16 protein-coding genes, 1 tRNA gene and 1 pseudogene are annotated in these 20,183 nt (G+C 61.6%); 12 read left to right on the top strand and 6 right to left on the bottom strand.

The window, feature by feature from the left end; translation table 11 throughout:
* Positions 1-5: 5 nt before the first annotated feature.
* A complete protein-coding gene (locus tag BN5935_RS08100) occupies positions 6-2,669 on the bottom strand; it encodes an AsmA family protein (protein ID WP_064975658.1) in 2,664 nt (887 codons plus the stop codon).
* Complete coding sequence (locus tag BN5935_RS08095; RefSeq protein ID WP_064975657.1) at positions 2,666-3,106, bottom strand: GNAT family N-acetyltransferase; 441 nt, start codon at positions 3,104-3,106, stop codon at positions 2,666-2,668. Before BN5935_RS08095 ends, BN5935_RS08100 begins: the two co-directional genes overlap by 4 nt.
* Positions 3,107-3,222: 116 nt before the next feature.
* Between BN5935_RS08095 and BN5935_RS08090 the strand changes: the two genes are divergently transcribed.
* The 3 genes from BN5935_RS08090 to BN5935_RS08080 all read left to right on the top strand — a co-directional run bounded on the left by BN5935_RS08090 (position 3,223) and on the right by BN5935_RS08080 (position 5,919).
* Entirely contained in the window at positions 3,223-3,903 is a 681-nt protein-coding gene (locus BN5935_RS08090; protein ID WP_064975656.1) for a DNA alkylation repair protein, read from the top strand.
* Between the two features lie 68 nt (positions 3,904-3,971).
* Positions 3,972-4,691 (top strand): polyprenol monophosphomannose synthase, encoded by a 720-nt coding sequence (locus BN5935_RS08085; protein ID WP_064975655.1) that lies wholly within the window; start codon positions 3,972-3,974, stop codon positions 4,689-4,691.
* A gap of 7 nt (positions 4,692-4,698) precedes the next feature.
* Positions 4,699-5,919, top strand: a complete 1,221-nt coding sequence (locus BN5935_RS08080) for a glycosyltransferase family 87 protein (protein WP_082944064.1) — start codon at positions 4,699-4,701, stop codon at positions 5,917-5,919.
* Here the strand turns inward: BN5935_RS08080 and BN5935_RS08075 are convergent.
* Together BN5935_RS08075 and BN5935_RS08070 are read right to left on the bottom strand one after the other, a co-directional pair.
* Positions 5,916-6,284, bottom strand: a complete 369-nt coding sequence (locus tag BN5935_RS08075) for a GtrA family protein (RefSeq protein WP_064975654.1) — start codon at positions 6,282-6,284, stop codon at positions 5,916-5,918. The genes BN5935_RS08080 and BN5935_RS08075 overlap by 4 nt on opposite strands.
* On the bottom strand, positions 6,281-7,996 hold the full coding sequence (locus tag BN5935_RS08070) for an ArnT family glycosyltransferase (RefSeq protein ID WP_064975653.1): 1,716 nt from the start codon (positions 7,994-7,996) through the stop codon (positions 6,281-6,283). Before BN5935_RS08070 ends, BN5935_RS08075 begins: the two co-directional genes overlap by 4 nt.
* Before the next feature lie 111 nt (positions 7,997-8,107).
* On the opposite strand from BN5935_RS08070, the gene BN5935_RS08065 reads away from it, so the two are divergent.
* From BN5935_RS08065 to BN5935_RS08030, 7 genes and pseudogenes are all read left to right on the top strand, one after another.
* Positions 8,108-8,731 (top strand): TetR/AcrR family transcriptional regulator, encoded by a 624-nt coding sequence (locus BN5935_RS08065; protein ID WP_064975652.1) that lies wholly within the window; start codon positions 8,108-8,110, stop codon positions 8,729-8,731.
* Between the two features lie 2 nt (positions 8,732-8,733).
* Complete coding sequence (locus tag BN5935_RS08060; protein ID WP_064975651.1) at positions 8,734-10,014, top strand: TolC family protein; 1,281 nt, start codon at positions 8,734-8,736, stop codon at positions 10,012-10,014.
* A gap of 14 nt (positions 10,015-10,028) precedes the next feature.
* Complete coding sequence (locus tag BN5935_RS08055) at positions 10,029-10,916, top strand: HlyD family secretion protein (RefSeq protein ID WP_064975650.1); 888 nt, start codon at positions 10,029-10,031, stop codon at positions 10,914-10,916.
* Positions 10,917-10,932: 16 nt separating this feature from the next.
* Positions 10,933-12,586 (top strand): annotated as a pseudogene (locus BN5935_RS15725) (ATP-binding cassette domain-containing protein).
* Between the two features lies 1 nt (position 12,587).
* Positions 12,588-13,679 (top strand): ABC transporter permease, encoded by a 1,092-nt coding sequence (locus BN5935_RS08040; RefSeq protein ID WP_064975648.1) that lies wholly within the window; start codon positions 12,588-12,590, stop codon positions 13,677-13,679.
* Positions 13,680-13,883: 204 nt separating this feature from the next.
* On the top strand, positions 13,884-14,987 hold the full coding sequence (locus tag BN5935_RS08035) for an ABC transporter permease (RefSeq protein ID WP_064975647.1): 1,104 nt from the start codon (positions 13,884-13,886) through the stop codon (positions 14,985-14,987).
* A gap of 38 nt (positions 14,988-15,025) precedes the next feature.
* A complete protein-coding gene (locus tag BN5935_RS08030) occupies positions 15,026-15,604 on the top strand; it encodes a TetR/AcrR family transcriptional regulator (RefSeq protein ID WP_064975646.1) in 579 nt (192 codons plus the stop codon).
* 49 nt (positions 15,605-15,653) lie between these two features.
* On the opposite strand, the gene BN5935_RS08025 is transcribed toward BN5935_RS08030, so the two are convergent.
* Together BN5935_RS08025 and uvrC are read right to left on the bottom strand one after the other, a co-directional pair.
* A tRNA-Leu gene (locus tag BN5935_RS08025) sits at positions 15,654-15,740 on the bottom strand.
* Positions 15,741-15,810: 70 nt separating this feature from the next.
* Positions 15,811-17,634 carry an excinuclease ABC subunit UvrC gene (gene uvrC, locus BN5935_RS08020; protein ID WP_064975645.1) on the bottom strand — a complete coding sequence of 608 codons (1,824 nt, stop codon included), beginning with the start codon at positions 17,632-17,634 and terminating at the stop codon, positions 15,811-15,813.
* A 157-nt stretch (positions 17,635-17,791) separates the two neighbouring features.
* Between uvrC and BN5935_RS08015 the strand changes: the two genes are divergently transcribed.
* Entirely contained in the window at positions 17,792-18,781 is a 990-nt protein-coding gene (locus BN5935_RS08015) for a hypothetical protein (RefSeq protein WP_064975644.1), read from the top strand.
* Positions 18,782-18,794: 13 nt separating this feature from the next.
* Positions 18,795-20,168 (top strand): DUF5723 family protein, encoded by a 1,374-nt coding sequence (locus BN5935_RS08010; protein ID WP_064975643.1) that lies wholly within the window; start codon positions 18,795-18,797, stop codon positions 20,166-20,168.
* Positions 20,169-20,183: the final 15 nt, after the last annotated feature.

Here is a 20,183-nt window from a genome sequence, read left to right as displayed (position 1 = left end):
TTCGGTTATTCCTTTTTCGCCGTGAGTTTTTCGATCTGCCGCTCGGCCTCGGCTTCGAGGTTCGCGGCCTGTTTCCCGGCCTCCTGCACTAGTTTGTCTCCGGCTTTTTCGGCGGCGAGTTTGGCCAAGGCGCCCTTCTTCGAAGCCTCCTCGACAAGTTTCGTCCGCTGTTTTTCAGCCGCTTCGACGAGTTTCTCCCCGGCCCGTTTGGCCTCCGCACGGAGGTTCTCGGCCTGCTTCTGAATCTCCTCCGAGAGCGACTCGCTGCCGGTGAGTTTCTGGATCTGTTCGTCGACGATGTTCTTCACCGCCTCCTCTGCCGCCTCCTTCACGCCGAGCGTGATCTTGGGCGAGGAGAACGTGCCGCCGATGCCCACGCCGATCGACTGCAGGGTCTTGCCGCCCGGGATGGCCACCTTGGCCGTGTAGTCGATGGTCTGGTCGAGGCCCGTGGAGCCCGAAAGGTTGATGCCGACATTGCCCAGCTTCAGGTCGAAGGGCTGCGTGGTGATGCGGCCGTCCCTGATGGCGAAACGGATCGTGACGTCCTTGGCCTCGATCTTCCGCAAATCGTCGTTGTTCAGCGCCTTGGCCAGCGCGTCGAACGCCTCGATGTTCTGAACGTGGATATTGGCCGACCTGATCTCGCCCGTGGCGGTGAGGGTCTGCAGGTCGGGCGACATCTGAGAGTCGAGCAGCGTATGCATATCGAGCGCCAGCGAATAGTCGCCGCCGGTCTTGGCGAAAATCGGCACGAGTTTCTGCACCATCTCCAGCTCCTCGAAACTCCGCTGGAACGAAGCGCCCGCGATGTTGGCGTTGAGTTTCAGCGCGGGTTTCGCCGGATCGGCCGCCGTCGAGTAACTGCCCGAAGCGGTAGCCTTGCCGCCGAAAATACCCAGCCCCAGCCGGTTGAGCGACAGCGCACCGCCGGAAATTCCCATTTCGCCCGAAATGTCGCTGACGGTCATCTTCCCGAAGAGCACTTTACGCAGGTCGGTGTTGAGCGAGAGGTTCAGGTTGCGCGGAACCTCAACGGCCTGCGTCGGCTCGGCAGGAGTGTCCTCGGCCTCAGCCGCCTCGTCCGTAGCGGGCATGGCGTCCATGATCTCGTTCAGATCGAGCAGTTCGGATTTGACGTAAAGGCGTCCCGAAAGCATATCGCCCCGCAGCAGGTAACCGATGTAGTTGGTCAACTGGCCGTTGGCCGAGAGGTCGCTCCTGCCGACCGTCACCCCGAATTCGCCGAGGGTCATCGCGGCGGGTGTGATGGTGGCCGCAGCGCGGCGGATGTGCACCGCCGGAAGGTTCGGAAGCGTCAGCCCCAACTCCTCGACAGTGAAGGTTCCCTGCGCACCGAGCTTCTCATAGCGCGCCTTCTCGATATCGGACATGCGGCCCGACACTTTCAGGTCCGCAGCGATCTGACCGCCCAGTTCGACGCCCTTCTCCAAGGGGTAGACCTCCTTCACGGCTCCCAGGTCGACACGCCCGGCAGCCGCAGCGCGGAATACGGGATCGCTGACGAGATTCGTGGCGTAGAAAGTCGCCGAAACGGAGTTCCCGGCCATCTTAAGACCGAATTTCGACAGGTCGATGACCGTCTTGTCCATCACGCCCCCGGGATTTGCAACCTTGGCGGCGATGTTGATGCCGGTCACGGCCTTGGGCAGCGAGGAGTATTGGAAACTGCCGTCGCGAACCTCGGTTTTCAGTTCGAAGGCCGGAAGCGCCGAGCCGCGCATCTCGCCCTTGGCCCAGAGCGCCATCGACAGCTCGCCGCCCGCCGTGAGGTTCTTGAATTCCCGGGTGTAGAACGCCGGGATGAGCGACAGCACGTCCTTGAACTGCACCTTGTCGCAGCCTGCCGTAAGGTCCATGGCCACGGCATCGTCGCCCAGTTCGACCCATCCGTCGAGTCCCACCTCAATGGCATTCAGCCGCAGCGTGTTGCGCGAGAAGGTGAAGCGGTTGTTCGCCAAATCGGCATCGATCACGGCGACGAGTTCCGCCTCGGCGCCGCTCAGCAGCGGAATGCCGCCCGAAACGAAGCGCATTTCCTGCGCCGTGAGCCGCAGATCGAGGTCGGTGCGTTCGGCCGACATGTTCCCCTGCAGGCGCAGCGAGAGGGGCGCGGTCGAAAAGCGCATGTTCGTCGAATCGTCCTCATAGCGGATCGCGGCGTCCGAAATCCGGAAATCGCGCACCGAGAGGCGGAACGACGAGGGTTCGGCCGGCTCCTCGGCAGGCGTCTCCTCCGCAGCATCGTCCGAAGGCTTCATCACGTCCCAGTTGACGGCTCCGTCGGCGAGCTTGTGCGCATGCACGGCCGGCGACGAGAGGATTACCTTCGTCACCTCGAACCCGCTGTCGCCGAAAAGCGACATCAGGTTGACGACCACCGAAATCCGCTGCGCGGCGACGATCGTGTCGCCCTCGAAACGGTCCACGCCCACCAAGGTGAGCCCCTTCAACTCCAGCGAAGCGTTCGGGAAATGGCGCAGGAGGCTGATGTCGAGTTTCTCGAAATCGAGCTTCGCCGCGAGCATCTCATTGGCCTCGCGCTTCACGATGTCGGCGATCTTACCCCGCAGCGCGATCGGCGCGATCAGGGCAATCGCCAGAATGGCGGCCACCACGATGGCCGCGATCTTTACGAACTTCTTCATTTCGCATCTGTTTTAATAGCAAAGACCGTCGTTGCGGCCTCTTCGAATCCCATTTTACGGTAGAGCGCCCGCGCGGCTTCCCGCGCAGGGTTGGAGGTCAGCAGGACCTTCCCCGCTCCGATGGCCCCGGCATGCTCCAGCGCGGCGGCCACGAGCGCACGCCCCGCCCCCGTTCCGCGGGCTTCGGCGTCGACCACCACATCCTCGATCCACGCCTTGCGGCCCGACGCCACATCGTACCACACGAGGGTCAGCAACCCCCAAATGCGGCCTCCACCCTCCGCGGCGAAAAGCGCCGTCCCGGGGGACGCCACGATCTCCCGCAGCCGTGCGGCCGGGGGAGCCGCGAGCTGCGGCGCAAGCTGCGGCATCAGCCGCGCAAACGCGTCGAGCAGCGGACCGGTGACTTCGCGCACCTGTATCACATTGAGTTCCATATCCGCAAAGATAACCTTTTTATGCGAAACGTTGGGGCGATCCGTGAAAAAAGCGTACTTTTGTCCGTCCTGACCGCCGGCAGACGGCACGACCCCACGCATAAAATCCGCACACGATGACCCTCCGCGAACAATTACTGGAAATGGCCGACCCCGGCTACCGCGACTTCCACGCCGCGCTGGTGCCGGGCATCGGGAACATCATCGGCATCCGCCTGCCGCTGCTGCGCGGCATCGCCCGCCAGATCGCCCGGGGCGACTGGCGCACGTTCCTCGCCGCGGACGACCTGCTTTATTACGAAGAGCGGATGTTGCAGGGACTGGTCATCGGCTATGCCAAGTGCACGCCCGGGGAGAAACTGGAACATGTGGCGCGTTTCGTCCCGAAGATCGACAACTGGGCCGTCTGCGACTGCTTCTGCTGGCGGCTCAAAGCCGCCGAACGGGCTCCGATGTGGGACTTCATCCAGCCCTATTTCCATGCGGAGAAGGAATACGAACTGCGCTTCGCGGTGGTGATGGCGCTGGGCAATTTCGTGGATGCCGAGCACCTCGAAGCGCTGCTCGGACTGCTGGGCGGCATCCGCCACGAGGGCTACTACGCCCGGATGGGCGTGGCATGGGCCGTGTCGCTCTGCTTCATCCGGTTTCCCGAACGGACGATGCGCTGGCTGCGGCAGGCATGTCCGCTGGACGATTGGACCTACAACAAGTCGCTGCAGAAGATCGTCGAGTCGTACCGCGTCACGGACGCCGACAAAGCGGCGGTCCGGGCGATGAAACGCCGCACAAAATAACGGTTCAAACGACGGCGTTTTTGCAAAATAATTTTACCTTTGTACATTCATTATTCACGATTCACACCATGCGCAAACTCGTAATCATTCCGACCTACAACGAAAAGGAGAACATATCGGCGATGATCGACAAGGTCTTCTCACTCCCCGAACCTTTCGAAATGCTCGTCATCGACGACGGATCGCCCGACGGCACCGCCGCAATCGTCAAAGAGCGCCAGAAGGAGTTCCCCGCGACGCTTCACCTCGTAGAGCGCTCGGGCAAACAGGGACTCGGAACGGCCTACCTCACGGGATTCCGCTGGGGACTGGAGAACGGATTCGACTACATCTGCGAGATGGACTGCGACTTTTCGCACAACCCCGACGATCTGGTACGGCTGTACGAAGCCGCCGCCGAAGGCAACGACGTGGTGGTGGGTTCGCGCTATGTGCAGGGCGTCAACGTCGTCAACTGGCCGATGTCGCGCCTGCTGATGTCCTACTTCGCCTCGATGTATGTGCGCATCGTCACGCGCATGCCCCTGCGCGACGCCACGGCGGGATTCGTCTGCTACTCGCGGCGGGCGCTGGAGACCATCGACCTCGACGCCATCCGGATGAAGGGCTACGGTTTCCAGATCGAGATGAAATACACGGCATGGCGGCTGGGCATGAAACTCAAGGAGGTGTCGATCATCTTCGTCGAGCGCCGCGAGGGAACGTCGAAAATGAGCGGCGGCATCTTCCGCGAAGCCTTCTTCGGCGTGCTGGGCCTTCCGTTCCGCAAAATCCGCAAACGCAAGTAAGCGGGCGATGGAGCAGGGAATGCTGAACACACGGCCGGGGACCGAGGGTTCCGTCTGGCGGCGTATCGGGGCGTTTTTCCTCAACCCCCGCAACCTCTACATCATCGGGCTGCTGCTGGTGCTGGCGCTTTCGCTCTCGGAAGTCACGCGCGGCAAGCACCGCAATTTCATGATCTTCGCCGAGTCGACGAAACTCTTCTGGCAGCAGATATCCCCCTACGGCGCCAACTGGCCGCCCGCAGGTTTCCCCATCCGCCTCGACTATTTCCTCTACGGACCGCTTTTCAACATCCTCTTCGCGCCGTTCGCCTACCTGCCCGCATGGCTGGGGCCGATCGCGTGGAACCTCTTCAACTTCACGCTGTGGTTCGCGGCGATCTTCACCCTGCCCGGAAAGTTCACCCGCGAGGAGAAATGCAAATCGTTCCTTTTCACCTTCCTGATACTGGCCTGTACGCAGTTGTCGTTCCAATACAACGTCGCGGTGGGTTATATGTTCCTGTTCGCCTACTCGCTGCTGGAGCGCGACAAGGGATTCTGGGCCGTGCTGCTGATTATGATTTCGGGATTCACCAAGATATACGGCATCTTCCAGTTGGCGATGCTGCTGTTCTATCCGCATTTCTGGCGCAACGTGGGTTATGCCGTGCTGATCGGCATTGCGTTCCTGCTGGCTCCGGCGGTCAGCATGCCGCTGGCGGAACTGCCCGATTACTACGGACAGTGGGTCGGCGCCCTGACCGAACACCCGGGCACCCGGACATGGATGAACGTCTTTTATCTGCGTCCGCTCGGACTGCTCCCCTACCGGATGTATATCCAGATCGGCGTACTGGCAGTATTGGCCGCCGGCGTGCTGGCCAACCGGCGCAACTGGCAACTGCCCTTCTTCCGGATAACCAGCCTCGCGGTGCTGATGGGCTATGTCATCCTGTTCAGCAACTCCAGCGAAGGACATACCTATGTGATTATGCTGATCGGCTACCAGATGTGGTACTGGACGATGCGCCGGGGGGGGGTAATCCGTCTCGCCGACCGGATCGCCTATTGGGCGACCTTCGTGATCGTGGTCGTGATGCCGGTGGACATACTGTGCCCGCCGAAGGTGATGCAGCTCTTCTACGGATGGCAGCTTAACCTGTGGTTGCTGCTGACCCTGTGGCTGAGGATGTGCTGGACGGCATTCATCCGCATCCCGGAGCCGATGAAGCGCGTAGGAGCCGCTTAAAACGTGAAGAAATAGTTCATGAAGAAGTTCCAGAACGTCACCACCCCGGTGGCGAAGAGCTTCGCAAAGTAGAAGTTCAGCCGGAAACGGTTGTGCAGGACGTAGATCGTGGCGTTGTTGATGACCAGCCCGATCGCCGCGATGCCCAGAAAACGGAGATACTGGCCCGTGATGTCGGGATTTTCATCGTGGAACGTCCAGATACGGTTCAGGATATAATTCGTGGTCGACGCGCAGAGGAATCCCAGCGAGTTGGCCACATATTTGTTCAACCGCAGGAACTCCTTGCAAAGATAGGTGACACCGAAGTCGACGAAGACGCCCGAGCCGCCGACTACGCAAAATTTCAAAAACTGTTCTATCATAAATTTCCGACTACTTCCGTCGAGATCGATTTTCCGTTAAACCAATTGGTATATCCTTCGCGGCGCAGGGCAAAGCCCACGTCGAAGGTCTCCCCGGCCAGTTGCGGCGGCACGGAGAAGGTCACCGTGCGGGTCATCACATCGTCCGCCGGGATCGTGAACTGCGCCCCGGTCGGGAACTCGTCGACCCGGAAACGCCCGTGTTTCCACAGCATCGCCAGTTGCACGTCCGCCCCTCCGACCGCGATGTCGTAGGGATAAGGGTTCGTGATCCGCAACTCCAATCGCAACTCCTCGCCCACGGCCACCTTAGCGGGCAATCCCGTCACGGCAATGTCCACCAGCCGCACCGGATGGAAATCCCGGTCGACGAACCATGTGAACCGGCGGCCGTTGGCCATCGTGAGGCTCCGCACCTCCCGGGTCGTATCGACCGGTTCGGCCGGACATTCGATGAGCACCTCGCGCCCCGTGAAGCGGGAATCGTCGTCCCGGAACTGCCACTGGTGCGTGCGATAGCGGATATTGGGCTGGCAATAGGCCTCGCCGCCCGTGTAGAACGCATATTTGGCCGCCACGGCATATCCCTGCCGGAAGATCACCGGACGGCCGCCGGCCGCTTCGGCGATGGCGCCGTAGCTCGCGCGGTTGTCGAACACCTCGAAACGGATGCCCAGCGGATTGAAGATCATTTCGAGCCGCACCAGTCCGATCAGCGCGATGGTCGCGCCACCTGCCCACATCACATAACGCCGCGTGCGGGGATGGCGCCGCGCGTAGGCGAACACCACATAAATCAGCCCGAAGCACGCCACGATCACCCACTGGGGCTGCACATATCCCCGCAGGGACGAGAGCAGGAAGAAGCCGATGAAAGCCACGGGCAGCAGTTTCAGGGCCCGTCCGACGGCGCTCTGCGGCTTCACTTTCCGCCACGCCTGTACATACAGCGGCACGAGGAACGGGTTGAAGACGACGAGCATGTTGCCCAGAAACTCGACGACGTAATTGGGTTTGAAGACCGAATTGCGGCCCGACAGGTGGTAGGCGAACGACGCCCAGTCGTGGTCGTACTGCCACACGAGGTGCGGCACGAGCAGCAGCAGGGCCACGGCCCCGCTCAGGTATAGCGAGGGACGCAGCAGTTGGCGGGGGGGGGTCACCGCCAGCGCGAAGAGAACCACCAGCGCACCGTGGTACTTGCTGTAAGCCATCAGCGCCATGGCGACGCCCATCCAGAGCCACGCCATGCGGCGGCCTTCGGTAAACCACTTGAATGTCAGCAGGAACAGCGCTGCGGTGAGCATCAGCGGCCCGTCGGGTACGGCGATGAAACCGTAGAGCTGAAGCATCAGCGTCGAGGCCGAAAGCACTACGAACAGCGCCGCATCCCTGCGGTCCGCATCCGCAGGGCGAACGATGCGCCACAATATCCAGAGATAAAGAGGTTGGAGCACGGTGAAGAAGAACCGCACACCCAGTTCGCCGCCGAAAAGGTGTTCCCCGGCCCAGACCAGCAGCGCCGTCATCGGCGGATGGTCGAAATACCCCCATGCGAGCCGTTCGGCGAATAGGTGGTAATAAGCCTCATCGTTGGCCAGTTCCGTCAGCCCGGCCTGCAGCAGGTTGCACACCCACCACACGGCAAGCCACAGAAGCACCAGCCGATCGGCATCCAGCGAAGCGTATGTCTTTTTAAATGATGCTTTCATTTCAACGTGCGAAGGTACAAAGAATTTCCCGAATTTGTTGCATATTAAAAAATCGGTTGTATATTTGCAAATAACAAAATTGTTAAACAAAGTTATTAATACAAGCCGCCCATGACAAAACCGGCACGGAACAAGGAACAGGCGATTCTGGAAGCCGCCGAGCAGGAGTTCCTCAACAAAGGGTTCGCAGGAGCGCGCACGACCTCGATCGCCGAAGCGGCGGGTGTGACGCACGCCATGCTGCACTACTATTTCCGGACCAAGGAGCAGTTATTCGAACGCATCCTCGACGAGAAGATGCGCCTGATGAGCCGGTCGGTGCTGACCGCCTTCGGCCAGCCGGACCTGCCGCTGCCGGAACGCATCCGCGACGGCGTCGAAAGCCATTTCGATTTCATCGCGGCGAACCCCGACCTGCCGCGCTTCATCGTCAACGAGGTCTTTTCGCGCCCCGAACGCTACGAGTCGATGCGCAGCCGCGTCCGGGAAATCGCCGAAACGCTGATGCGCGACATCCAACTGGAACTGGACGCATCGGCGGCCCGCGGCGAGACCGAGCCGATCGACGCCCGGATGCTGCTGCTGGACATCATTTCGCTCAACGTCTTCCCGTTCATCGCCCTCCCGGTCGTGGAGCCCATCCTCGGAGACCTTTCGGGCAACCGGAAGCGCTTCCTCGAACTGCGCAGGGCCGAGAATACCGAAATCATCCTGCGACGACTCAAAAAAGCATGACCATGAAACGAATCGCCCTCTTATGCGGATGCCTGCTGGCCGGACTTTCGGCCGGCGCACAGGTGACACTCGACGAGTGCCGCCGGCTGGCCCGCGAGCACTACCCCGAAATCCGGCAGTACGACCTCGTGCGCCGGACCGAGGAGTACACCCTGTCGAACGCCCGCCGCGCGTGGCTGCCGCAGCTCTCGCTGGCGGCGCAGGCCACTTGGCAGACCGAAGTCCCCTCGTTCCCGGACGCCCTCGCGGGCATGCTCTCCCAGCAGGGGATCGACATGCCCGGCATGAACAAGGACCAGTACAAAGTCGCCCTCGAGCTGAACCAGACCCTCTGGGACGGCGGCAGATCGGAGGCCGACAAGCGCATCGCCCGAGCCGAAGCCGAAGAACAGACGCGCTCGGCGGATGTGGACCTCTATGCGTTGCAGGGGCGTGTGGACAACCTCTTTTTCGGCATCCTGCTCCTCGACGAGCGGATCGCGCAGACCTCCCTCACGTTGGACCTGCTGCGCAGCAACCTCGAAAAGGTGCGCGCCCTGCAACGGAACGGCGTGGCGATGCAGACCGACGCCGACGCCGTGGAAGCCGAACTGCTGACCGTCAACCAGCAGTTGACGCAGGTCACGGCCTCGCGCGAAAGCTACCGCCGGATGCTCTCCGTCTTCATCGGCCGGCCGCTGGGCGACGAGCCGCTCACACGGCCCGATGTCGCCGAACCCCGTTCATTCGAACCGGCGCGCCCCGAGCTGGCGTTGTTCGACGCCACGGCCGACAAGCTCACGGCGCAGGAACGGCTGGTCAAATCGGCGACCCGCCCGCGCTTCGGGCTCTTTGCGCAGGGGTATTACGGCTATCCGGGGATGGACTATTTCCAAAGTATGATGTCGTCGGACTGGTCGTGGAACGCAATGGTGGGCGTGAAGATGTCGTGGAACTTCGGGGCCTACTACACCCGGAAGAATTCGCTGGCCAAACTGCGCACGGCTAAAGCGCAGGTCGAGGTGCAGCGGGATATCTTCCTCTTCAACACCCGGTTGCAGACGACCGAGGAGAACGGCGACATCGCCCGTCTGCGGAAAGCCCTCGCCGACGACGACCGCATCGTGGCCCTACGCCGCTCGGTGCGCGAAGCCGCCGAGTCGAAGCTCCGCAACGGCGTGATCGACACCAACGACCTGCTGCGGAAGATCACCGACGAAGCCACGGCCGCGACGGCGCGTTCGGCACGCGAGATCGAACTCCTGAAGACCATCTACGAGCTCAAACATACGATAAACCGCTAAAAATCACGCCTATTATGAAACGCATATTCATCTGCTGCACCCTGCCGCTCCTTGCCGCCGCCTGCGGCCGCAACGGGGATTTCGACGCCACGGGAACTTTCGAGGCCACGGAGGTGGTCGTCTCGGCCGAAGCCGCAGGGCGCATCCTGCGGTTCGACGCCGAGGAGGGCGACCGGCTGGAAGCCGGCAGGCAGGTCGGCGCCATCGACACCGTGCAGCTCTATCTGCAAAAGTTGCAGTTGGAGCGCCAGCGGGCCTCGGTCGTCAGCAACCGCCCCGACATCGCCAAACAGGTCGCATCGCTGCGCGAGCAGATCGCCAAGCAGCAGACCGAACGCCGCCGCGTGGAGAACCTGCTGCGGGACGGCGCCGCCACGACCAAACAGCTCGATGACATCGACGCCCAGATCAAGGTGCTGGACGGACAGTTGGAGGCCCAGCTCTCGACGCTCCGCAACAACGCCGCGTCGATCGACGAGAACTCCTCGTCCATCGAATTGCAGATCGCCCGGATCGAAGACCAACTGGCCAAATGCCGCATCGCGTCGCCCGTCGCGGGGACCGTGCTGGCCAAATACAGCGAAGCCGGAGAACTGGCGTCGGTGGGACGTCCGCTGATGAAGGTCGCCGATCTGGACCGCATCTACCTGCACGCCTACTTCACCTCGGACCAACTGGCCGCGCTGAAACTCGGGCAGGAGGTGACCGTCACGGCCGATTTCGGCGGCGACAGCCGCATCGACTATCCGGGGCGCATCGTGTGGATCGCCTCGGAGAGCGAATTCACGCCCAAGACGATCCAGACGCGCGATTCGCGGGCCAATCTGGTCTATGCCGTGAAGATCGCCGTCGAAAACGACGGGCGGCTGAAGATCGGCCTTTACGGCGAAGTCAAACTCTGAACCGGAGGACGCTGACATGGCCGCACGCAACGCCATAGAGACCGCGGGCCTCACCAAACGCTACGGGACGCTGACGGCGCTCGACAACGTGACGTTCGAGGTCGCCCGGGGCGAACTGTTCGGGCTGATCGGCCCCGACGGCGCGGGCAAAACCACGCTGTTCCGACTGCTCACGACGCTGATTAACCCCGACGGGGGCACGGCGTCGGTCGACGGCTGCGACATCGTCGCCGACTACCGCGAAATCCGCCGACGGGTGGGTTACATGCCCGGGCGGTTCTCGCTCTACCCCGACCTCTCGGTCGAGGAGAATCTCGACTTCTTCGCCGCGCTGTTCGGCGTCGGGGCCGCGGCCAACCGCGACCTGATCGCCCCGATCTACCGCCAGATCGAACCCTTCCGCACTCGCCGCGCCGGAAAGCTCTCGGGCGGCATGAAGCAGAAACTGGCGCTGTGCTGTGCGCTGATCCACCGCCCCTCGGTGCTGCTGCTCGACGAGCCCACGACGGGCGTCGACGCCGTATCGCGCAGCGAGTTCTGGGACATGCTCTCCGAACTGAAATCGAAAGGCATTTCGATGCTCGTTTCGACGCCCTACATGGACGAGGCGCGCCGCTGCGACCGCATCGCACTCTGCAACGTCGGGAAAATCCTCGGCATCGACACCCCGCAGGGGATCGTCGGACGCTTCGACGAACCGCTTTATGCGCTTTCGGGCAAGGATATGTACGGACTGCTGCTGGCCGCCCGCCGCTCGGCAGGAGTCCGCGAGTGCTACCCTTTCGGCGAGGCGCACCACCTGATTCCCGCCGACGGGTTCGACGCCGCGGCCTTTGCCCGCGAACTGGCCGGGCAGGGTTTCCCCAACGCCGTGATCCGTCCCGCCGAGGCCGGGATCGAAGACGTATTCATCAAACTGATGCACCATGAACAATGACCCCATCATATCCGTCCGGGAGCTGACCAAGCGGTTCGGCGACTTCGTGGCCGTCGACCGCATCACCTTCGACGTGGCCCGCGGGGAGATCTTCGGATTCCTCGGGGCGAACGGCGCCGGGAAGACCACGGCGATGCGGATGCTCTGCGGGCTGAGCTACCCCACATCGGGCAGCGGCACCGTCGCCGGGTTCGACGTGATGCGTCAGGGCGAGCAGATCAAACGTCATATCGGCTACATGAGCCAGCGGTTCTCGCTCTACGACGACCTCACCGTGCTGGAAAACATCCGCCTTTACGCCGGCATTTACTCCCTCACGCGCCGCGAGATGCTGCGGCGCGCCGTGACGCTGCTCAACCGGCTGCAGTTCCGCCGCGAGGCCGACACGCTGGTGGGCTCCCTGCCGCTGGGATGGAAGCAGAAGCTGGCCTTCTTGGTAGCGACGCTCCACCGTCCCGAGGTGGTGTTCCTCGACGAACCGACCGGAGGCGTCGATCCCGTGACGCGCCGCCAGTTCTGGGAGCTGATCTACGAAGCCGCCGCCGGAGGCACGACCGTCTTCGTCACGACGCACTACATGGACGAGGCCGAATACTGCTCGCGCGTGTCGATCATGGTCGACGGGCAGGTACGGGCGCTGGGAGCCCCGGCCGAGCTGAAAAAACAATTTGCCGCAGGGTCGATGGACGAAGTCTTCCGCACGCTGGCCCGCGGCGCCAAACGCACCGAATAATATGGGCGGTTTCCTGTCATTCGTCAAAAAAGAGGCGCTTCACATCGTGCGCGACCCGCGAACGATGCTGATCGTCCTGCTGATGCCCGTGGTGCAGGTGCTCCTGTTCGGATTCGCCATGAACACCGAGGTCAGCAACATCGACGTGGCCGCGGTAGCCCCGCATCCGACCGAGGCAATCCGGCAGGCCGTCGAGCGCGTTGCGGCCAACCCCTATTTCACGTTCCGGGGCTACATCGCGGGGACGGAAATCGACCGCACCCTGCGCCGGGGCGATGCCGACGCCGTCGTCGTGTTCGCCGAAGATTACGACCGGCAGACCGAAGCGCTGAAGCAGGGCCTCGCGGCGGAACCGGCCGTGCAGCTCGTATTCGACGCCTCGAACACCAACACGGCGTCGGCCGGGGCCGGTTACCTGACAAGCGTCCTGCTGGCCGACATGCCGGGCATACAGGCCCCCGGGACCCACCTGCTGTTCAACCCCCAGATGAAGAGTTCGTACAACTTCGTGCCGGGCATCATGGGCATGATCTTCATCCTGATCTGCGCCATGATGACCTCCGTGTCGATCGTCCGCGAGAAGGAGACCGGGACGATGGAGGTGCTGCTGGTGTCGCCCGTGCGGCCGCTGAAGATCGTGCTGGCCAAAATGATCCCCTACTTCGCGCTCTCGTGTTTCAACCTTGCGACGATCCTGCTACTGGCGCGCTTCGTCCTCGACGTGCCCCTGTCGGGCAACCTCGGGGCGATCATCGGGCTGTCGATGCTCTACCTCGCCCTCTCATTGGCCTTCGGACTGCTGATCTCCACCTTCGCCGACCGGCAGGCCACGGCCCTGATTATCTCGGGCATGCTGATCCTGCTCCCGATCATCATGTTCTCGGGACTGGCATTCCCGGTCGAGAACATGCCGAAGGTCCTGCAACCGATCTCCTGCATCATCCCGACCCGCTGGTACATCGACGCCGTGCGCAAGCTGATGATCGAGGGACTGCCGTTCGGGGCCGTGCTCCGGGAGTTCTCGATCCTCGCGGCGATGACCGCCCTGCTGATCGTGGCGGCACTCCGGAAGTTCAACGACAAGTTGGAATAACGACCGACCGCGCGAAACGTATGCCATCTCCCTCCCCGAGGCCGTTTAAGAAACGGCTTTTAGAAGTGGTAGCGCAGATCGGGTCTGAGCCCCGACAACTGAGCCATCGCCCCTCTATCCCGGCTTTTAGCCGGGTGGCGCCGCAGGCGGCAAATACAGCGGCCGAAAGCGGCCGACACAGTAAACAGACATAATTACCTGACAATGCATACTCTTCTTTACCTGTTAGATAAGGAGTGGCGGCAATTCCTCCGCAACCCGTTCCTGCCGAAGATGGCCGTCGTGTTCCCGCTGATGGTGATGCTCGTCATCCCGTGGGTGACGACGATGGACGTGCGGCACGTCAACGTCGCGGTGGTCGACGGCGACCGCTCGCCCGCCTCGCGGCGGCTGATCCAGAAGATCGACGCCTCGGACTACTTCACCCTCCAACGCATCTCGGAGCATTACGACGCCGCACTCGAAGCCCTCGAAACGGGCGACGCGGACGTCATCGTCGAGATCCCCGACAACTTCGAGCGTTCGCTGGCCGCCGGAAAACCCGAAAAGGTCGACATCGCGGCCAACGGCGTGAACGCCGTGAAGGGCAGCCTCGGTATGCAGTATCTCGTGCAGACCCTCTCGCAGACCCTCTCGGAGCTGCGCAGCGAGCAGGGACAGCCGCCCGCGGCCGATCCCGTCGTCATCGAGAACCGCTACAACCCCACGCTCGACTACCGCCACTACATGATTCCGGCGCTGATGATCATGCTGCTGGTGATGCTCTGCGGATTCCTGCCGGCGCTGAACCTCGTGGGCGAAAAGGAGACCGGGACCATCGAACAGATCAACGTCACGCCCGTCAGCCGGCTGACCTTCACGCTGGCCAAGCTGATTCCCTACTGGGTGATCGGGATGGCCGTGCTGGGTGCGGCCATGCTGCTGGCGTGGATCGTCTACGGGCTCGTCCCGGCCGGGAGCATCGGGGCCATTTTTCTGGCCGCGGCGCTCTTCGTGCTCACCATGTCGGGGCTGGGCGTGGCGATCGCCAACCGCTCGGAGACCATGCAGCAGACGATGTTCGTGATGTTCTTCTTCGTGATGATCTTCATCCTGATGAGCGGCCTGATCACTCCCGTCGAGTCGATGCCCGCATGGGCGCAATGGATCACCCGCTTCCTCCCGCCCCGCTACTTCGTCGAGATCATGCGCGCCGTCTACCTCAAAGGCTCGCTGGTCAGCGACCTGTGGTCGGACTACATCCTGCTGGCCGTTTTCGCCGCCGCTTTCAACACACTTGCCGCCGCGACCTACCGCAAGCAGGCATAAATCCTGATTTTCGAACGACACCTTAAAACCATACGACTATGAACCGAGAAGAAATGCTGAAAGCCGCCTACGAACTCTTCCTGCGCGAAGGGATCCGGGACCTGAACCTCAACAAGATCGCCGAGAAGATCGGCGTCACCCGGCACGACCTGCATGCCGCCGTCGGCGACAAGCGGGAACTGGCCGAACAGAGCGTCGAATACGGCCTGCAACAGCTCGACAAGACGCTGAAATCCGTAGAGGCTTCAGCGGCGAATCCCGTCGAGGCGCTGATCCGCACGGCCGTCGCGGCCTGCGACGCCTTCGGAGAGATCAGTTGGATGTTCTCCGAGGACGCCCCCTATTACCCCGCCGTGGTCGACGCCATCGAACTCGAACGGCAGAAACTGCAGGAACAGCAGCAGGCGATCTTCCTGCAAGGGGTCGAGCAGGGCTACCTGCTCGGCGAAGCCTATTTCGAACTGCTCGAACAGCTCTTCTGGCAGAACGTCACGGCCGGAAGCCGATACCGCGAAGTCACCCTGCGCGTGCTCTTCACCGTGGTGCGCGGCTCCGCGACCGAGCGGGGCTGGCAGGAGGCGGAACGGGTCCGCAAGGCGATGGAACCGGCCGGATGACCACCAACAAAAAAGCGCTGACAATCTATTGATTATCAGCGCTTTTTACTGGTACCCGGAGCCGGGGTCGAACCGGCACGACATTGCTGTCATTGGTGTTTGAGACCAACGCGTCTACCGATTCCGCCATCCGGGCCAATATCCGCTTGCGCGGCGAATCGGACGGACAAAGATACGCGATTTTCGCAACTTTTCAAAAAATTGCCCTACTTTTCGAAAAAGGCCCTGATTTTTTTCGCTTTCGCGGCCCCGACCAGCGCCGAAAGTTCCTCGATATTGGCCGCACGAACCTTCTCCACCGTGCGGAAATGGCGCAGCAGGGTCTGAACGGTCTTGTCGCCGACCCCTTCGATCTGCTCCAGCTCGCTGTGAATAAACGCCTTGCTGCGCTTCTGGCGGTGGAACGTGATGGCGAAGCGGTGCACCTCCTCCTGAATTTGCGACAGAAAATGGAAAAGCGGCGACGTGGGACGGATGCCGACCAGCACCGGCGGGAAACCGCAGAGCAGTTCGGCGGTGCGGTGGCGGTCGTCCTTGGCCAGTCCGGCGATGGGTATGTCCAGCCCGAGATGCTCCAGCACCTCGTGGATCACCCCCATCTGCCCTTTTCCGCCGTCGGCGATGACCAGATCGGGCAGTGCGGCTCCCTCGGCCATCAGGCGCGTATAACGCCGGAAGACCACCTCGCGCATCGAGGCGTAGTCGTCGGGCCCCTCCACGGTCTTGATGTTGAAATGGCGGTACTCCTTGCGCGAGGGTTTCCCGTCGCGGAACACCACGCACGAGGCTACGGGATGGGCCCCCTGCAGGTTGGAGTTGTCGAAACACTCGATATGCCGCGGCTGGCGGTCCAAACGCAGCTCTTTCTGCAGGGCATTCATCAGCCGGTCGGTATAGCGTTCGGGATTCTTTATTTCGAGGTTTTTCAACTGCTCGGCGCGGTAGATGCGGGCGCTCTTCTGCGAAAATTCCAGCAGCTCGAATTTCTCGCCCCGCTTCGGCACCGTGAAGGTCACGCCGTCGAACAGCAGGGTCGTCGAGGGCAGGAACGGCACGATCACCTCGCGGGCCAGTTCGCCCCCGGCGATATGCTCGACGATGTGCTGGATCGCCAGCGTCAGCATGTCGCGCTCGTCGCCCCCGACGCCCGTCGAGAGCTTCACCGTCGAGACGCCCACGATCGAGCCGTGGCGGATACGCACGAAATTGCAGTAGGCCACGTCGTCGTCCGGCAGCAGCGAGAAGACGTCTACGTCGACGATCTTCGCACTGACTATGACCGACTTGCCCGCATAGTTGTCGAGTGCGTCGAGCCGCTGCTTGTAGCGCTGGGCCAGTTCGAATTTCAGCTCCGCGGCCGCCCGCGCCATCTCCCCCTCGAGGTACTGCCGCACGGGCCGCAGGTCGCCTTTGAGCACCGAAACGACCATCTCCAATAACCGGCCGTACTCCTCTTCGGACTGCTGCCCGATGCAGGGTCCCTTGCAGTTGCCGAGGTGGTATTGCAGGCAGACCGTATATTTGCCTTTGGCGATCAGCTCCGGAGCGAGGTTGAGTTTGCAGGTGCGCAGCGGCACCACCTCGCGGATGAAGTCGAGGACGCTGTGCTGCATCATCACCGAGCCGTAGGGCCCGAAATACTGCGAACCGTCGCGCGTCAACTGGCGCGTGGACTGCACGCGGGGAAAATGCTCCCGACGGACCACGATCCACGGATAGGTCTTGTCGTCCTTCAAAAGGATGTTGTAGCGGGGCTGGAGGGTTTTTATCAGCGAATTTTCCAACAGCAGGGCGTCCGTCTCGCTGCCCACGACGATGTGGCGGATCGCGGCGATCTGCTTCACCAGTACACGCACCTTGGCGCTGTGCTCCTTCGACTGCACGAAATAGGACGACACCCGCTTGCGCAGGCTCTTGGCCTTGCCCACATAGATAATCGTCCCCGAGCGGTCCAGAAACTGGTAGACGCCCGGCGACAGCGGCAGCAGGGCGACCTGCTCCCGGAGGCTATTATTCTCGCTTTCACCCATACGTTCGGCAAATGTAGCAATTTTCCGGCAAAAACGGAACCGGACGTTTCTGACCACGGAAAGATCGCAACAATATTAAATTAAGTCCGATTTTTTGTTTTATTCGTCGGAACCGTCTATCTTTGCATCACCATCATTTTCAACATATCCAAAGCCTATGAGAAAACTTTTTCTATTACTCCTGACCGGCGCACTCTTCACCGCGTGCATCGACAAGGACTACGATCTCGAGAACATCGACACCGACAACGTCACCATCGGCGGCGACGAGTCGAAATTCGAGATCCCGCTGGCCAGAGTGCTCGTCACTCTGGAAGACATCGTCAACGGCGATGCCAACATCCAAGAACTTTGCGGGAAAGCCGACAAATGGCTCCCTTCGCAACTGCCCGGGAACGCCGATTATGTCAATCTCACCCAACTCACCCTGAGTTCCTACACCGACGAGATTTTCGACGCCCTGATCGCCGAAATGAAATCGAGTGCGGCCAAGCTCGACGAAGTAACCGACATGATCTGGACCGATTACCGCGAGGATCTCGCCGACGCCCTCGAAGTATCGGCAGACGAGCAATACGAAGAGGTATTCAAGGAGGCGTTCAGACAGGCTGTCCGCATCACCGATCAGCGCGTGCTTGCAGAGGTAAAATCGCAGTTCAGCGGCTATCTGACGGAGGACCTGAGCGTGGAGCCGATTGACTACAACATCGGCCGCGTAGACATCAGCGACGATGTGGTGGACATGCTCGCCGACAACCTCGATCCCGAAGGGTCCGGCAGTTCCAAAAATTCGCTCTACCTCGCCGGAGAGATTTTCAGCAAGCTGCCCATATCGCTGTCCCTCGAACCGGAACTGAAGTCCGTACCCGAGGACGGTTCCCCAGCCACGACAATCCTGAAATTCGATGTCGGGGTGGACGCCACGAAGGAGACCAACGAGATCAAGGACTCCGAGGATACCCGGCTTTACGCCGAGAGTCTGCGGCAGTTGCTCAACAATGCCGCGATCACTATTCCGGTGACGCTCGAGAAATATTATCCGGGCAAAGGTTTCGAAACGGGCACCACTCCCGAGGGCAAAGAGAAACCGCAGATAGAAATCAAACTGTATCTCATCAAGAACGGAGGTCTGAAACTCGACATCTAAACAGCACCATCGCATGAAAAAACTATATACCCTCATCGCGGCGGCGCTCCTTGCGACCGGCGCCGCTGCGCAGAATCCTTCGGCCTATTTCATGGAGGGTTCGACTTTCCGATCGCAGTTCAACCCCGCCTTCGCACCGCTGCGCGGCTATGTCAACATCCCCGTCGTCGGCGGCCTGCAGGTCAACATGGCCGGCAACATCGCCCTCGACAACGTCCTCTATCCCCGCAACGGCAAGCTGGTGACGCTGCTCGACAGCTCCGTATCCGCCGATCAGGCGCTGGAGAACCTCAAGACCAACAACCTGCTGGGACTCGATTTCCGCATGAATGTCATCGGATTCGGCGCCTTCACCAAGAACCACAAGAATTTCTGGTCGTTCGACCTCAACGTGCGGGTCAACGAGGACGCCAACCTGCCCTACTCGCTCTTCGAGTTCATCAAACTCGGCAAAGAGGGGCAGATCCGGAATTTCGGCACCTCGATGGACTCCTACCTCGAAGCCGCGTTCAGCTACTCGTTCCCGCTGATGAACGACCGCCTCTACGTCGGCGTGCGGGGTAAATTCCTCGCCGGGCTCGCCCGGGCGAAGATGACCTACGACCGCTTCGACGTATCGCTCCAGCACGACCGCTGGGCCGTTACCACCCAAGGTACGATCGACGTCACGGCCGCCGGGGCCGAGATCGACATGCCCGCCGGCAGCGACATCTTCGAGATAGGCGACATCGACTTCAAACCCACCAAGCCTGCCGGTTACGGCTTCGCCGTCGATCTGGGCGCCACATACGACATCCTGCCCAACCTGCAGGCGTCGCTGGCCGTGAACGATCTGGGCTTCATCAGTTGGAGCAAGAAGAATTCCATCTCGGGAACCTCGACGCAGGAGACGGAGTTCACGGGCGTGACGGTGCCGGACGACGGTTCGGACCCCGCTCCGGATTTCGACTTCGAGATGCTGAAATTCAACCAAGCCGACGGCAAGAGTGCGGCGAAAATGCTGCGCGCATCGATCAACGCCGGACTCGAGTACGAGGTATGGCGTCACAAGGTCGGCATCGGCCTGCTCTACACGGCCCGCTTCTGGGAGTACAAGACCCTGCACAACATCACCGGATCGGTCAACTTCCACCCCGTGCGCTGGTTTACCCTCACGGGCAGCTACTCGGTGATCGACAACCGCGGCGGAGCCGTGGGACTGGCGCTGAACCTCTGTCCGAGCTGGATCAACTTCTTCATCGCCACCGACATGCTGGTGAGCAAGCACACGCCGCAGTGGATACCCATCAAGCAGAGCACGATGAACGTCACGCTCGGACTGGGCGTGCCCATCGGCAAGCGCAGCCACCGTATCCCGGCCTACGTCTGGAAAAACGACAAGCGCTAAGCACATTCCGCAACG

This window comes from Alistipes provencensis (assembly GCF_900083545.1).
GTDB lineage: Bacteria > Bacteroidota > Bacteroidia > Bacteroidales > Rikenellaceae > Alistipes > Alistipes provencensis.
Note: the sequence above shows the minus strand (reverse complement) of the source record. Positions and strands in the feature narration are given on the sequence as shown.

Excerpts from the sequence above, each read along its gene's own strand:
- uvrC (WP_064975645.1), bottom strand. The coding sequence starts at position 17,634 with ATGGGTGAAAGCGAGAATAATAGCCTCCGGGAGCAGGTCGCCCTGCTG.
- BN5935_RS08100 (WP_064975658.1), bottom strand. The coding sequence starts at position 2,669 with ATGAAGAAGTTCGTAAAGATCGCGGCCATCGTGGTGGCCGCCATTCTG.
- BN5935_RS08030 (WP_064975646.1), top strand. The coding sequence starts at position 15,026 with ATGAACCGAGAAGAAATGCTGAAAGCCGCCTACGAACTCTTCCTGCGC.
- BN5935_RS08085 (WP_064975655.1), top strand. The coding sequence starts at position 3,972 with ATGCGCAAACTCGTAATCATTCCGACCTACAACGAAAAGGAGAACATA.
- BN5935_RS08070 (WP_064975653.1), bottom strand. The coding sequence starts at position 7,996 with ATGAAAGCATCATTTAAAAAGACATACGCTTCGCTGGATGCCGATCGG.
- BN5935_RS08040 (WP_064975648.1), top strand. The coding sequence starts at position 12,588 with ATGGGCGGTTTCCTGTCATTCGTCAAAAAAGAGGCGCTTCACATCGTG.
- BN5935_RS08010 (WP_064975643.1), top strand. The coding sequence starts at position 18,795 with ATGAAAAAACTATATACCCTCATCGCGGCGGCGCTCCTTGCGACCGGC.
- BN5935_RS08035 (WP_064975647.1), top strand. The coding sequence starts at position 13,884 with ATGCATACTCTTCTTTACCTGTTAGATAAGGAGTGGCGGCAATTCCTC.
- BN5935_RS08065 (WP_064975652.1), top strand. The coding sequence starts at position 8,108 with ATGACAAAACCGGCACGGAACAAGGAACAGGCGATTCTGGAAGCCGCC.
- BN5935_RS08060 (WP_064975651.1), top strand. The coding sequence starts at position 8,734 with ATGAAACGAATCGCCCTCTTATGCGGATGCCTGCTGGCCGGACTTTCG.
- BN5935_RS08055 (WP_064975650.1), top strand. The coding sequence starts at position 10,029 with ATGAAACGCATATTCATCTGCTGCACCCTGCCGCTCCTTGCCGCCGCC.
- BN5935_RS08075 (WP_064975654.1), bottom strand. The coding sequence starts at position 6,284 with ATGATAGAACAGTTTTTGAAATTTTGCGTAGTCGGCGGCTCGGGCGTC.
- BN5935_RS08015 (WP_064975644.1), top strand. The coding sequence starts at position 17,792 with ATGAGAAAACTTTTTCTATTACTCCTGACCGGCGCACTCTTCACCGCG.
- BN5935_RS08090 (WP_064975656.1), top strand. The coding sequence starts at position 3,223 with ATGACCCTCCGCGAACAATTACTGGAAATGGCCGACCCCGGCTACCGC.
- BN5935_RS08080 (WP_082944064.1), top strand. The coding sequence starts at position 4,699 with ATGGAGCAGGGAATGCTGAACACACGGCCGGGGACCGAGGGTTCCGTC.
- BN5935_RS08095 (WP_064975657.1), bottom strand. The coding sequence starts at position 3,106 with ATGGAACTCAATGTGATACAGGTGCGCGAAGTCACCGGTCCGCTGCTC.